Genomic DNA, 13,216 nt, shown 5'->3' on the forward strand with positions numbered 1-13,216 from the left:
AACGCCACTTCCATGGGTAGCAAAGAAGCTTCTATCCTGCAACGTCCAGGCTAGGTCGTCGGTCGTGCCTTGATCGCCACCCGACGCTCGTGCAAGGCGATCAGGGAACCGCTGGCGATGATCACCAGGCTGCCCACGTAAACCCACAGATCCGGCGCTTCATTCCAGAACCACCAGCCCAGTAGTACCGCCCAGACCATGGCGGTGTAGTCGAATGGCGCCACTAGCGCGGCGGGAGCGATACGGCAGGCCAGTGTGATGAAGAGCATGCTGCCTACCCCGAGAATGCCGGCTCCAGCGAAGGCGAGCCAGTGAATCGCCTGAGGCGTCTGCCAGACACCGGGCAGCAGCGTGGCGGAAACCAGCAGCGGCACCAGCACTACATAGAAGACCATTGCCCACAGGGGTTCGCGATAACCGTAGCGCCGGGCGGACAGCATCAGTAGCGCATAGCAGAGCGCCGCCCCCAGCAGCGAAAGCGCTCCCCACTGGAAGCTTTCGCCACCGGGACGCACCACGATCAGCACGCCGCCAAAGCCCACCAGGGCAGCCATCAACGGCAAAGGGGCCACCCGTTCGTTAAGCAAGGGAAGTGACAGAAGAGTGACGAACAATGGCGCGGCGAAGGCGATGGCGGTGGCCTCCGCCAGGGGCAGCAGGGTCAGACCGAAGATGAAGCACAGCATGGAGCCGGTGGCGAATAGCCCCCGCCAGACGTGCAGCCAGGGGCGCCGGGTCTTCAAGGTGCCCAGGCCGCCGCGAAAATGCGCGATCAGTGCGACCAGCGGCACCGATACCAGAGTGCGAAAGAAGATGATCTGAATGATTGCGTAGCTCTGTCCCAGCCACTTGGACAGGGCATCGCCCAGCGCCAGGCACAACACTCCCAGGCACATGTAGCCGATACCCAGCAGCGTCGTTGGCATTGCGTCATCTCACTTACTTGATCATCTCACTTATAGTCATCTTACTACCAGACAGTCCATCCCCCGAGCGGAGAGACGGCTGCAGACGCTACGCGCCTGGTCTTCCTGCAAATCTACCAGACGCGCGCGGAACATGCGGCTGTCCGAGACGGCGACCTCCATGACATCCACACGCAGGGCCTGCTGCGCTCCCAGGTAATCCGCCGCCCGAGACGCGAGATGACGAGCCTGACCGGCATCCTTGAAGGCACCGACCTGAACCGCCCACTCACCGGCGGGACCCGGCCGCGAGCGACGCTCGACCAGTTCGGCGATAGGATCCGCAGAACCCTGGGCCTGAGATGGCGAGGAAGAAGAAACGTAGGAAGCGGTTGTCGTCGCTGCGTCAGGATTCGTGACGCGGCGACGGGCGGTGGAAGCCGGGCTAGCCGAGGCGATTTGCCGACTGGCGTTTGCCATGGTCGGTGCAATGATCGCCGATGCCAGCGCCGGCAAGGGCGTTGCGTTGCCGTAGATGTCGGTTTGACCGCTCCAGTCCCGGCCGCTCAGCATGGCAAGGCGGGTGAATCCGTCGTCCATCAGCTCCGCCATGTGTTCATCCCGGGAACTGGCGGAATAGCCGCCCATCACCACCGCGATCACCCGCCGGTTATCACGCATGGCGGAGGTCGCCACGTTGAAGCCGGAAGCGCGAATAAAGCCGGTTTTCAAACCGTCAGCGCCTTCATAGTTGCTGAGCAGCCGGTTGTGGCCACGACGGGACTTGCCCTGATACACGTAGCTCTTGCGGGAAAACTCTTGATAATACTGGGGAAAATCCCGCATCAGATGCACCGACAACACCGCCATGTCCCGAGCGGTAGTCACCTGCGCCGCATCCGGCAGCCCCGAGGCGTTGCGGAACTGGGTGTCCTGCATCCCGAAGGCCTGGGCTTTCTGTGTCATCAAGCGGGTGAAGTTGGTTTCGGTGCCGCCCAGCGCTTCTGCCACCACCACCGCGACATCATTGGCGGAGGTCACCACCAGAGCAGGAATCGCCTCCTCCACGGAGATCGTGCTGCCGACATTGAGCCACAGCTTGGACGCCGGCATGGACGCCGCATGAGAGGATACATAAAGCGGCTGATCGAGGGCCACTCGCCCTTCTTCGATGGCTTCGAACAGCAGATAAAGCGTCATCATCTTGGTCAGCGACGCCGGATAACGACTCTCTTCCGCATTGGCCGCATGCAGAATATTTCCACTGGTGGCATCCACCACGATAGAGGCGTAACGCGGATTGGCCGCCTGGGCCGCTCCACTCATCAAGATAAAAAGCATCAAAGCCAATGAAATGGCCCACGGGTAATGATAAGACCCGCGCCCCAGGACGTTACCCCGCATGACGTTCCCCCGAACACATATTTTTTACATTGCGAAACAATAAACCTAATTCCGTTGCTTTGAAATCCCGATTAGGCGCCAATATGCCCATCAACTCTCGCCTATCCAACTGTAGCGCCATTTACTCAATTAGATTTTTCCTTGTTCGTGCTCGTCAAGCACCAGCTTATCCTGGACCGATATTTGACATACTCCAACATGTCGTCAATAAAGAAGGTTGAAGTTAAGTGGCCTATCCAGGCTCGTAACCGCTTCAATCACGGTAATGGAGAGACAATGATGCGTACTTCATGGATGTTACTGGCTGCGACGGCGTTTACCGCTGCCTTGGCTAGCGCGCCGACCTTTGCCGCCGACGATGAGTGCACCTTGACCATCGAAGGCAACGACCAGATGCAGTTCAACAAGGAAGAAATGACCGTTCCCGCCAGCTGCAACGAGGTCACTATAGAACTCGAGCACACCGGCGAAATGGCGGCGGACGTGATGGGGCACAACTGGGTGCTGGCCGAGTCCAGCGTCTCCGAGGAAGTGGCGACCGCCGGCATGCAGGCGGGTATGGACAACGACTATCTGCCCCAGGACGATGACCGTATCATCGCTCACACGGAAATCGTCGGCGGTGGTGAAACAACTTCCGTCACCTTTTCCACAGCGGACCTGGCGGACAAGGATCTGACCTTCTTCTGCTCCTTCCCGGGTCACTACGCTCCCATGCACGGCAAATTCATCGTCAAGCAAGAGTAACGCCAAGCCTACTATCGACATGAATCCATCGCCGGCCTTAGCGCCGGCGATATCGTTGCGATACTCGCCACCCCTGCGACGTGAGGCGTTCCCTGCATGTCCGACTGTGCCGCTCACCTTGCCCGTCTGCGCGAAACCGCGCCCCTCGTGCAACACATCACCAATCACGTGGCCATGAACCTGGCCGCCAATGTGCTGTTGGCCCTCGGCGCTTCTCCGGCGATGGTGCATGCCAAGGAGGAGGTCGAGGAATTCGCCGCTCTGACGGACGCGCTGTGTATCAATATCGGCACCCTTTCCGCGCCTTGGGTTGAGTCCATGCAACTGGCCGCCAAGACTGCGCGGCATGTCGGCACTCCCTGGGTGTTCGATCCGGTGGCGGTAGGGGCCACCGCTTTTCGCCGGGAGACCGCCGCTCGACTGCTGGAACTCAAGCCCACGGCGATTCGCGGCAACGCCTCGGAGATCATCGCCCTGGCGGCCCAGGGTAGTGCGGGGCGGGGCGTGGACAGCACTGATAGCGTCGAGGCGGCGGAGCAGGCGGCGATCGCCCTGGCGAACCGGACCGGCGGCGTGGTCGCGGTCACCGGCCCGGTGGATTTTGTGACCGACGGCAAGCGTCAGGCCAAGGTAGCCAATGGCCACGCCCTGATGCCCAGAGTCACCGCCCTGGGCTGCGCGCAATCCGGCGTCGTCGCCGCTTTTCTGGCCGATACCGAGGATAACTTCGAGGCAACCCTGGCGGCGCTGGTGAGCTATGCCATTGCCGGCGAAATTGCCGCTCAACGCGCCCAAGGCCCCGGTAGTTTCGCCGTCGCCTTCCTGGACACCCTCTATCGACTGGACGGCCAGCAGATCGATACCTACCTACGCCTGGAGATGTCGGATGAAATTTGATCTTTCTCTGTATCTGATCACCGACCCGGCCCTGTGTGCGGAAAAAGGCCTGGTGGAAACGGTCAAGGCCGCCGTGGAAGGCGGCGTCAGCATGGTACAGCTGCGTGACAAGCACGCCTCCGACGCGGACATGATCGAAGAGGCCAAGGCCTTGAAGGAGGCTCTGGCGGGCAGCGGCGTACCCTTGATCATCAACGACCGTCTCGACGTGGCCCTGGCCGCCGGCGCGGACGGACTGCATATGGGCCAAAGCGACGGCGACGTGGCGGCGGCGCGCCGGGCCCTGGGACCGAACGCGATTCTTGGGCTCTCGGTCAGCAATCACGCCCAGATGCGCGAAGTGAACGAGGAACCACTGGATTATCTGGGTCTGGGCCCGATCTTCGCCACCCAGACCAAGGATGATCACGATATTCCCTTGGGTTTCGACGGTCTGGAGGAGCTCGCCGCCGCCAGCTCGCTTCCCTGCGTCGCCATCGGCGGCCTCAAGGCAGATCATGTCGAGGCGGTACGCAAGGCCGGCGCCCAGGGGCTCGCGGTAGTCTCGGCGATCTGCGCCACCAAGGATCCCAAGGCGGCGGCGCAGGAGTTCAAGCGCTCAACCGACTGACGCCCATCCAGATCAGCCGCAGGGCAAGCAGCGTCAGCATCCACTTGAACAGGGTGTCGAAGCGCTGGTCGCTCAGGCCGCGCAGCAGCTTCAGTCCCAGCCAGGTGCCCAGCAGGCCGGCGACGATCATCGCCAGCATCAGGCCCAGCCATTCCCGGAAGACGAAGCCCGCCACCCCGAACACGAAGGCCTTGCTGAGATGCTGCAGGCTCATGCAGGCGGCGAAGGTGGCCACCCGGGGCAGCCGCGCGGTCTGGCTGTGCTTGATGAAAGCCCCTACCAGCGGGCCGCTCGCTCCCACCAGACTCGACAGCAGCGTGGTCACCGCCCCCGCCGCGAAGGTGGCTTTGTTGCCCAAGGAACGCTTCGGCAAGCTCGGCCCCCAGCAGGACAGCAGCACGAAGCCGGCGATACACAGCTCCAGCACCCCCGGCGGCAATCGCACCAGCAGCCAGGCCGCCATCAGCGCCCCGACGATAACTCCGGGCAGAAATACCGCGATCACCTGACGATCGATGTGCGGCCAGGTCAGCGCCGCCCGCCCGGCGTTGGAACCCAGCTGCACCATGCCGTGTACCGGAATCAGGGCGGCTGCGGGCATGATCTGCGCCATCACCATGATCAAGAGCGTCCCGCCGCCGATCCCCACGCTGGCGGAAATTCCCGAAGTCAGCAGGGAAAGCAGCGTCAGGCTCAGATTGAGCCCGGGAGGAAGCGGCGATAATAGCTCGAGAAACGACAAGGCCGACACTCTTGCAGCAGAAAACGGGGTTCACCATAAAGCATCACCGGGTCGTTTGGCAGCGAATTACCGCAATACGATGTGAAAGCATTGCAACTCAGTCTCAGGTAAATATACTCGTGAAAGTAAATCACTCTCATTCACGGATGCCACCCATGACGTCTCGTCTTCACCTCGCCCCCTTGGTGATCAGCCTTGCTAGCCTGAGCAGCCTATCCTTCGCCCAAGACGACGTATCGCCCCAGGCAGTGGTGGAACACTATGCGGATATCGCCCATGCCAACTATCAGGACGCCCTGGTGACGGCAAAGGAACTCGACCAAGCCACTGATGCCTTCATCGACGACCCCAACGCCGAAACCCTGAAAGCCGCCAAGCAGGCTTGGCTGGCTTCTCGCGTGCCCTATCAGCAGACGGAAGTCTTTCGCTTCGGCAACCCGGTCGTCGATGACTGGGAAGGCCAGGTCAACGCCTGGCCCCTGGACGAGGGCATGATCGACTACGTCGAGGGTGACGACTATCAGCACGAGCTGGGCAACCAGGGCGCCAAGGCGAATATCATCGCCAGCAGCGAGATCAACGTCGGCGGCCAGACCGTGGACGTCAGCGACCTGACTCCGGAACTGCTGGCGGATCTCAACGAGATCGGCGGCTCGGAAGCCAACGTGGCCACCGGCTATCATGCCGTCGAATTCCTGCTGTGGGGCCAGGACCTGCACGGCTTCGAGGCAGGCAGCGGCGAGCGCCCGCCCAGCGACTACCAGACCGGCGATGACTGCACCGGCGGCAACTGCGAGCGCCGCGCCGCCTATCTGGACGCCGCCACGGATCTGCTGGTCGAGGACCTGGAATGGATGACCCAGCAGTGGGCGCCGAACCAGGACGACAACTACCGTGCCGAGCTGCTGGCACTCGATCCCCAGGAAAGCTTGAAGCGCATGCTGTTCGGCATGGGTTCTCTGTCACTTGGCGAGCTGGCCGGGGAGCGCATGAAGGTCGCCCTGGAAGCCAACTCCTTCGAGGACGAGCACTCCTGCTTCAGCGACAACACCCACAACGATCACTATTACAACGGCATGGGCATTCGCAACGTCTATACCGGCAGCTACGAGCGGGTGGACGGCGAGACCCTCGAAGGCCCGGCGCTTGCCGACCTAGTGACAAGCCAAAATCCCGAACTGGACAACACCCTGCGCCAGCAGCTCGAGGATTCCATGGCGGCGCTGGATACCCTGAAACAGACTGCGGAAGCCGGACAGGATCCGATGACCTTCGATATGATGATCGCACCGGGCAACAGCGAAGGCAGCGAGATGATCAACGGCGCCATTCTTGCCCTGATGGAACAGACCGGCTCCATCGAGCAGGCCGCGGGCAAGTTGGGTATCGAGTCCCTGGAGCCGGATACCGCCGGCCACGCCTTCTGATTTCTTCTTATAAGACCCATGAGCTGCGGCGAGACTTTTCTTGAGACCGTTTTCCCAAGAAGGTCTCGCCGCAAACGTTTTACGAGGTTCGCTAATGGACGCATCGCGTCACTTGATCTACTGGCTTGGCGCCTGGTTGCTGGGGCTGACCGCCAGCGTCCATGCGCAGCCGTATCCGCTGCAGGACACGTCCAAGAGCGGCGACGCCGGCACGGTGGAGCAGTTCGATCACAACGCCTACTCCCTGCCGCTGGCCAACCAGTCGATGACCAAGCGTCTAGATTTCAGCGTCGGCAACAGCTTCTTCCGCAATCCCTGGGTCGAGGCGCCGTCCAGCACCGAAGCTCGGGACGGCCTGGGGCCGCTGTTCAACACCAACTCCTGCCAGGGCTGCCATATCAAGGACGGTCGCGGCCACCCGCCGGCGCCGGGGGAAACCCCGGTGTCATTGTTCCTGCGTCTGTCGGTGCCCGCGGACCCGGATAAGGACGCCGAGTTGCTCGAGCGCCAGGGAGTCAAGCCCGCACCGGTCTATGGAACTCAGCTGCAGAACGCCGCCCTGCCGAGCTTCAAGCCCGAGGCGGATATGGTGGTGAAATACCGCGAGCGCGAGGTGAAACTCGACGACGGCAGCAAGGTAAGCCTGCAGGTGCCGGAATATCGTATCGAGAATCTCAACTACGGGTCGCTGCCGGAAGACTTGCTGACCTCCCCCCGGATGGCGCCGCCGATGATCGGCCTGGGGCTGCTCGAGGCGATTCCCGAGGAAGATATTCTGGCGGGTGCCGATCCGCAGGATACGGATGGCGACGGCGTCTCCGGGCGACCCAACCAGGCCTGGAATCGCGCCACGGATAGCATCCAGCTGGGCCGCTTCGGCTGGAAGGCCGGGGAAGTGAGTATCGAGCAGCAGAGCCTGGGGGCCTTCGCCGGGGACATGGGCTTGACCTCGAGCTTGAACCTCAAGACGGACTGCGATCCCAAGCAGCGCTGCGGCGATATTCCCCACGGCGGCGAACCGGAAGTCAGCGACAAGATCGCCGATTTCGTGACCTTCTACGCCAGCAGCCTGGCGGTGCCCGCGCGTCGGGATATGGATGATCCCCAAGTGCAGGCCGGTGCCCGGCAGTTCAACGCTCTAGGCTGCGCCGCCTGCCATACGCCGCGTCACCAGACCGGCCAGATGGAAGGCCGCCCGGAACTGAGCGATCAGACAATCTGGCCCTACACCGACCTGCTGCTTCACGATATGGGCGAAGATCTAGCGGATGGACGCCCGGAATTCCAGGCCAGCGGCCGGGAATGGCGCACTCCGCCGCTGTGGGGTATCGGCCTGGCGCAGACCGTCAATCCTCGCGCCGGTTTCTTGCACGATGGCCGCGCCCGCACTTTGGAAGAGGCTGTCCTCTGGCACGGCGGCGAAGCGCAAACCGCCCGGGAAGGCTATCGCAACCTGCCCCGTGAAGAGCGCCAGGCGCTGCTACGCTTTCTCGAATCGTTATAACATCCAGGATCACCATGACATCACTGCGTCGTTTATCCGCCTTGCTCCTCACCTTGGCTATCCCCACTGTTACCTGGGCACAAGCTGGTGAACCCAAGGCGCTCTGGCATGGCACCATCGGCGAGCAGTATCAGATGCTGCACCAAGCCAGCACCGAACTCGCCAACAATCTGGAAAACGGCTGCGAGGATAAAGCGACGCTGCGTCAGGAATGGCTCGCGGCCAATCGGGCCTGGCAGCGGGTGCGCTATGTGGATTTCGGTCCCATCGAGCAGCAAAGCCGCGCCTGGCAGTTGCAGTTCTGGCCGGATCGCAAGAACCTGGTCGCCAAGAAGGTCAGCGCCTGGTTGAAAGCGCCGAATCCGCCCACCGCAGAGCAGATCAAGGCGGATAGCGTGGCGCTGCAGGGCTTCCCGGCTATGGAATATCTGCTGGTCGAGGAAGATATCGCCTCTCCCCAGGCCTGCGCCTTGTTTAGTGCCATCGCCGAGCATCTGACCGCCACGACTCAAGCCTTGAGCGACGACTGGCAGGCCTTCGAGGATCACTACCTGAATACCGAAGGCTACACGGACACCACCGTGAAAAGCGCCATGCACGGCCTGGAAATCCTCGAGGAAAAACGCATCGCCGAGCCCATGGGGCTACGCGGCAAGCCGCGCAACGGCTACCTTGCGGACGCCTGGCGCAGCGGCGAATCCGTCGCCCTGATCCAAGCCTCCCTGGCGGGACTGGAACAAAGCTTCCTGCCCGGCGCCAAGGCGCTGCTGGAACGTGAAGACGAAGCGGAGCTTGCCCAGGAGCTGGAAACCGAGCTGACCAAGGCTCGGGAGCTGGCAGCGTCTCTCAAGCCGGGCCTGGCCCCGGCCCTGGAAAACGACGAAGACTACAGGCAACTGCAGAGCCTGTATCTGCAGGTGGGCAAGCTGCGCCGGCTGGTCAATCAGGACATCGCTTCCGCTCTGGAGATCAAGCAGGGCTTCAATTCCAGCGACGGAGACTGAGAACCTATTTATGATCTACTGCGTGTCGGTCATACGTCGTTAAATTCGGCCTCGTGCGCGAGTCCGATCAAAATACTCATTTACACCAGCAAACTCCGCTTTTTCGTCCGAATTTGCCTTGTCTGACACTAACTCGCTAGATCATAAATTAGGTTCCAAGCATGCTGAATCGTCGCCGCTTCCTCAAGAACAGTCTGACACTGGGGGCCTTGGCGCAGATGCCCTGGGCCTGGGGAAAGGTTCCAGAGGGCGAACCGCTGCTGCTGAGCGCCGTGGACGATGCCCGGGGCCGTCACTGCCTGGCCGGGGCGACTGCCCAAGGCGAACTGGCCTTTATCAGCCAGGTGCCGGAGCGCTGCCACGGCGGCACCCGGCGCCCAGGCCGTGAGGAAGTCGTGATGTTCGCCCGTCGCCCGGGCCGGCATTTTCATGTAGTCAATACCGCCACCGGTAAAAAGCAGCTAAGCGTTGCTGCCAGTGAAGGCCGCCACTTCTACGGTCACGGGGTGTTCAGTCCGGACGGGCGCTATCTCTACGCCGCCGCCAATCGTTTCGAGACCCGCGAAGGTATCGTGCAGGTCTACGATGCCCGGAAAGACTATCGACCGGTCAAGGAGCTGTCGCTTGACGGCATCGGCCCCCATGAGTTGCGCCTGCATCCGGACGGCGAAACCCTGATCGTCGCCCTGGGCGGCATCGAAACCCACCCGGACTACGGCCGGGTCAAGCTCAATCTGGACAGCATGGCCCCGGCGCTTTTGCTGATGAATAGCCACAGCGGCGAAATTCACGCCCGCCACACCCCTTCTCACCATCAGCTGAGCTGTCGCCATCTGGACGTGGCGCCGGACGGCACGGTAATCCTCGGCTATCAGTTCCAGGGGCCGGAATGGGAAACCCCGCCGCTGATCGCCCGGCTGGACGGCAAAAGCGGCGAATTCCACGAGCTGACGCTGCCGGAAACTCTCACTCCCCGACTACGCAACTATATCGCCAGCATCGCCGTCTCCCGGGATGGCAAGCACGCCGCGATCACCGCCCCCCGAGGCAATCGGGTGCTGATCCTCGATACCCGCGACGGCAGGCTGTTGAATGAGTCAGAGCTGGAAGACGCCGCCGGCGTGGTTGCTTATGGCGATGGTTTTCTGATCTCCTCCGGTCGCGGCGGGCTCTATCGTCTGAGCAGCGAGGCCAGCACGCCACAACGGCTCACTACCCTGCCGCTACACTGGGACAATCATCTGACCCTGGCGTAAGGGCTTGCGATGCTTCAACGCGGTATCTACACAAGTGAACCGGATAAGTCCGGGTTTGCCTTCACTGCCTGAATCCAGGTCATTGAAATCCCTTCATACAAAAAGCCCCGCATCCTGGCGAATGCGGGGCTTTCGATTGCATCACGTCGTCAGCTTGGATCGCGAATCACTCGACGATCATTATCGATTTGACGTTGACGAATTCCTTCATGCCGAAGCCGCCGTGCTCACGGCCGTAGCCGCTGTCCTTGACGCCGCCGAAGGGCAGCTGGGGCTGGGCGATGCGATAGCCGTTGATGTTGACCATGCCGGTATCGAACAGGTTGCGTGCGATATCGATGGCGCGCTTCTCGTCCTTGGAGAAGATGCCGCCGCCGAGGCCGTAGCGGGAATCGTTGGCCACGCGAATGGCTTCGTCCTCGTCCTTCACCCGAATCAACGATGCCACCGGGCCGAACAGCTCTTCGTCATAGGCGGGCATGCCGGGCTTCAAGTCTTCCAGCACGGTGCTGGGGTAGAAATAGCCCGGGCCGTCGGGAATTTCACCGCCGAACACGCAGGTCGCACCGGCGTCGACAGAGCGTTTGACCAGATCGTGCAGGGTATCGCGCAAGTCGTCGCGAGCGATGGGGCCAAGCATAGTGTTCTCGTCGGTGGGATCGCCGTATTCGATCTGACGCATCTTCTCGACGAACTTGTCGCGGAACTGCTGATAGACGGAATCCACCACGATGAAGCGCTTGGCGGCCACGCAGGTCTGGCCGTTATTGAAGATCCGGGCCTGTGTACAGGTTTCCACCGCCAGATCGATATCCGCGTCGTCCAGCACCAGATAGGCATCGTTGCTGCCCAGCTCCAGCACGGACTTCTTCAGGCACTCGCCGGCCTTGGCCCCCACGGCGCTGCCGGCCCGCGGGCTGCCGGTCAGGGTCACGCCGCGCACGTGTTCGTGCTCGATAAGCTGGTTGACCTGATCCGCGTCGATGAGCAGATTGCGGAACACGTTCTCCGGCAGGCCGGCCTCAAGAAAGACCTTCTCGATTTCCACCGCGGACCCCCAGACGTTGGGGGCATGCTTGAGCAGCACGGTGTTGCCCGCCATGATGTTGGCGATGCTGTAGCGAATGACCTGGTAGAACGGGAAGTTCCAGGGCTGAATACCCAGAATCACGCCGATGGGCTGATAGCTGACCAGCGCACGGCCGCCTTCGAGTTCGCGCTCTTCATCCGCCAGTTCCTCCGGCGCTCTATCGGCACTGTATTCACAGATGGCGGCACACAGCTCGATCTCGTCACCGCCCTGGGAAATCGGCTTGCCCATCTCCCGGGTCATCAGCGCCACGTACTCGTCCTTGCTGGCCCGCAGGCGCTTGGCGATTTCCCGCAGGATGTTGCCGCGCTCCTCGAGGCTGGTCTTGCGCCACTCGAGAAAGGCCTGGTGGGAATCCTTCAGCGCCTGCAACGCCTGCTCGTCGCTGAGCATCTCATAGGTGGCAAGGGTCTCGCCGTTAGCCGGATTGATCGTCTGATACGTCTTCGCCATGTCATTCATCCTTTTTGCAATGGTTCATAAAACCCGTCTGGAACGGGGTTCTGACGCAAGCCTTGTTCCTTGGCCGGTCTCTTCGATTGGTGTGAATGCCAGAACAATGCCAAGCATTATAGGAAGTGCAGCCAGGGAATGAGACCAACATTTCTGCGAGATTTTTGCACATTCCTGCTGAATCAAGACGCCCTCGAGGATCAATGAGGATATAAATTGGCATAATCGTCCCGCACCGAATCACGGAGCCCAAGATGCCTGCATTCCCATCGACCGATGTCCTGATCGAACTGATCGCGCCTTTGATCGAACATGACGGCTACACCAGAACGTCATTGCCATCGGTGACGCTGATGGCGCTACGCCGGCCCATTCCACGAACGCCGCTGATGTACGAACCCAGCCTGAATATCGTCGCCCAAGGCTACAAGATCGGCTACCTCGGCAACCGCGAGATTCACTATGGCCCAGGGCAGTATCTGGTACAGACCCTGCCGCTGCCTTTCGAGTGCGAGACTCAGGCGTCGCCCGAGTCGCCGCTGCTGGGGGTATCGATACGCCTGGATCCAGCGCTGCTGGGGGAACTGGTCGCGGCCATGGGTGAGCACGACGACCAGGACGAAGAACCGCCCGTGCCCATGGCCTCGGTATCGATGACCCCCGGCATGCTGGGCGCGGTGGTACGACTGTTGCAGACACTGCACGACCCCGCCGAGACCGCGGCCATGGGACCGCTGCGGGAGCGCGATGTGGTGTTCGAAGCATTGAAGGGCCAGCAGGGGGCAGCGCTTCGCGCTCTGGTGAATCACCAGGGCCACTATTCGCAAATCGTCCAGGTGCTGTCACGGCTGCATGCCTGCTACGCGGAGGAAGTCTCGGTCGAGGCCTTGGCGAGCCAGGCCAACATGAGCCTCTCGACCTTTCACCAGCACTTCAAGCAGATCACCCAAACCTCGCCGCTGCAATATCTCAAGCGGCTGCGCTTGATCAAGGCGCAGCAGCTGCTCGTTCAGGAGGCCTACAACGTGAATCAGATCGCCGAGGCGGTCGGCTATCGCAGCGTTTCCCAGTTCAGCCGCGACTACAAGCGCTGCTTCGGCACCTCGCCTCTGCGGCATCGCAAGGAGGAACGTGCCCTGCAGGTATCCTGAGCCGACAGGTAACTTCACCACAGACG

12 protein-coding genes are annotated in these 13,216 nt (G+C 61.7%); 8 read left to right on the forward strand and 4 right to left on the reverse strand.

Going from position 1 to position 13,216, the window contains the following annotated elements; all coding sequences use genetic code 11:
- Positions 1 to 50 precede the first annotated feature (50 nt).
- Together FGL86_RS03110 and FGL86_RS03115 are read right to left on the reverse strand one after the other, a co-directional pair.
- Positions 51 to 926, reverse strand: a complete 876-nt coding sequence (locus FGL86_RS03110) for a DMT family transporter (protein ID WP_147183227.1) — start codon at positions 924 to 926, stop codon at positions 51 to 53.
- A gap of 36 nt (positions 927 to 962) precedes the next feature.
- Positions 963 to 2,231 carry a D-alanyl-D-alanine carboxypeptidase gene (locus FGL86_RS03115; protein WP_246131774.1) on the reverse strand — a complete coding sequence of 423 codons (1,269 nt, stop codon included), beginning with the start codon at positions 2,229 to 2,231 and terminating at the stop codon, positions 963 to 965.
- A gap of 354 nt (positions 2,232 to 2,585) precedes the next feature.
- Between FGL86_RS03115 and azu the strand changes: the two genes are divergently transcribed.
- The 3 genes from azu to thiE all read left to right on the forward strand — a co-directional run bounded on the left by azu (position 2,586) and on the right by thiE (position 4,563).
- Complete coding sequence (gene azu, locus FGL86_RS03120; RefSeq protein WP_147183229.1) at positions 2,586 to 3,056, forward strand: azurin; 471 nt, start codon at positions 2,586 to 2,588, stop codon at positions 3,054 to 3,056.
- A 96-nt stretch (positions 3,057 to 3,152) separates the two neighbouring features.
- Positions 3,153 to 3,953, forward strand: a complete 801-nt coding sequence (gene thiM / locus FGL86_RS03125) for a hydroxyethylthiazole kinase (RefSeq protein ID WP_147183230.1) — start codon at positions 3,153 to 3,155, stop codon at positions 3,951 to 3,953.
- Positions 3,943 to 4,563 (forward strand): thiamine phosphate synthase, encoded by a 621-nt coding sequence (gene thiE, locus FGL86_RS03130; protein WP_147183231.1) that lies wholly within the window; start codon positions 3,943 to 3,945, stop codon positions 4,561 to 4,563. Before thiM ends, thiE begins: the two co-directional genes overlap by 11 nt.
- On the opposite strand, the gene FGL86_RS03135 is transcribed toward thiE, so the two are convergent.
- Positions 4,544 to 5,305, reverse strand: coding sequence for a sulfite exporter TauE/SafE family protein (locus tag FGL86_RS03135; RefSeq protein WP_147183232.1), 762 nt, complete (start codon positions 5,303 to 5,305; stop codon positions 4,544 to 4,546). The two genes, thiE and FGL86_RS03135, sit on opposite strands and share 20 nt — an antisense overlap.
- 155 nt (positions 5,306 to 5,460) lie before the next feature.
- Here FGL86_RS03135 and FGL86_RS03140 point away from each other — a divergent pair, with 155 nt between their 5' ends.
- From FGL86_RS03140 to FGL86_RS03155, 4 genes are all read left to right on the forward strand, one after another.
- Complete coding sequence (locus FGL86_RS03140) at positions 5,461 to 6,732, forward strand: imelysin family protein (RefSeq protein WP_246131718.1); 1,272 nt, start codon at positions 5,461 to 5,463, stop codon at positions 6,730 to 6,732.
- Between the two features lie 94 nt (positions 6,733 to 6,826).
- Positions 6,827 to 8,236, forward strand: coding sequence for a di-heme oxidoreductase family protein (locus FGL86_RS03145; RefSeq protein ID WP_147183233.1), 1,410 nt, complete (start codon positions 6,827 to 6,829; stop codon positions 8,234 to 8,236).
- 14 nt (positions 8,237 to 8,250) lie between these two features.
- Positions 8,251 to 9,240 carry an imelysin family protein gene (locus tag FGL86_RS03150; protein WP_147183234.1) on the forward strand — a complete coding sequence of 330 codons (990 nt, stop codon included), beginning with the start codon at positions 8,251 to 8,253 and terminating at the stop codon, positions 9,238 to 9,240.
- A 161-nt stretch (positions 9,241 to 9,401) separates the two neighbouring features.
- Positions 9,402 to 10,496 (forward strand): DUF1513 domain-containing protein, encoded by a 1,095-nt coding sequence (locus FGL86_RS03155; RefSeq protein WP_246131719.1) that lies wholly within the window; start codon positions 9,402 to 9,404, stop codon positions 10,494 to 10,496.
- Positions 10,497 to 10,662: 166 nt separating this feature from the next.
- On the opposite strand, the gene FGL86_RS03160 is transcribed toward FGL86_RS03155, so the two are convergent.
- Positions 10,663 to 12,039 carry an NAD-dependent succinate-semialdehyde dehydrogenase gene (locus FGL86_RS03160; RefSeq protein WP_147183235.1) on the reverse strand — a complete coding sequence of 459 codons (1,377 nt, stop codon included), beginning with the start codon at positions 12,037 to 12,039 and terminating at the stop codon, positions 10,663 to 10,665.
- A 254-nt stretch (positions 12,040 to 12,293) separates the two neighbouring features.
- Between FGL86_RS03160 and FGL86_RS03165 the strand changes: the two genes are divergently transcribed.
- Positions 12,294 to 13,190, forward strand: a complete 897-nt coding sequence (locus tag FGL86_RS03165) for an AraC family transcriptional regulator (protein WP_147183236.1) — start codon at positions 12,294 to 12,296, stop codon at positions 13,188 to 13,190.
- Positions 13,191 to 13,216: the final 26 nt, after the last annotated feature.

The sequence above is a fragment of the Pistricoccus aurantiacus genome (assembly GCF_007954585.1).
Lineage (GTDB): Bacteria > Pseudomonadota > Gammaproteobacteria > Pseudomonadales > Halomonadaceae > Pistricoccus > Pistricoccus aurantiacus.

Coding starts and splice junctions, on each gene's coding strand:
- FGL86_RS03165 (WP_147183236.1), top strand. CDS start 12,294: ATGCCTGCATTCCCATCGACCGATGTCCTGATCGAACTGATCGCGCCT.
- FGL86_RS03115 (WP_246131774.1), bottom strand. CDS start 2,231: ATGAGTGGAGCGGCCCAGGCGGCCAATCCGCGTTACGCCTCTATCGTG.
- FGL86_RS03145 (WP_147183233.1), top strand. CDS start 6,827: ATGGACGCATCGCGTCACTTGATCTACTGGCTTGGCGCCTGGTTGCTG.
- FGL86_RS03160 (WP_147183235.1), bottom strand. CDS start 12,039: ATGGCGAAGACGTATCAGACGATCAATCCGGCTAACGGCGAGACCCTT.
- FGL86_RS03155 (WP_246131719.1), top strand. CDS start 9,402: ATGCTGAATCGTCGCCGCTTCCTCAAGAACAGTCTGACACTGGGGGCC.
- FGL86_RS03140 (WP_246131718.1), top strand. CDS start 5,461: ATGACGTCTCGTCTTCACCTCGCCCCCTTGGTGATCAGCCTTGCTAGC.
- FGL86_RS03150 (WP_147183234.1), top strand. CDS start 8,251: ATGACATCACTGCGTCGTTTATCCGCCTTGCTCCTCACCTTGGCTATC.
- azu (WP_147183229.1), top strand. CDS start 2,586: ATGATGCGTACTTCATGGATGTTACTGGCTGCGACGGCGTTTACCGCT.
- thiE (WP_147183231.1), top strand. CDS start 3,943: ATGAAATTTGATCTTTCTCTGTATCTGATCACCGACCCGGCCCTGTGT.
- FGL86_RS03110 (WP_147183227.1), bottom strand. CDS start 926: ATGCCAACGACGCTGCTGGGTATCGGCTACATGTGCCTGGGAGTGTTG.
- thiM (WP_147183230.1), top strand. CDS start 3,153: ATGTCCGACTGTGCCGCTCACCTTGCCCGTCTGCGCGAAACCGCGCCC.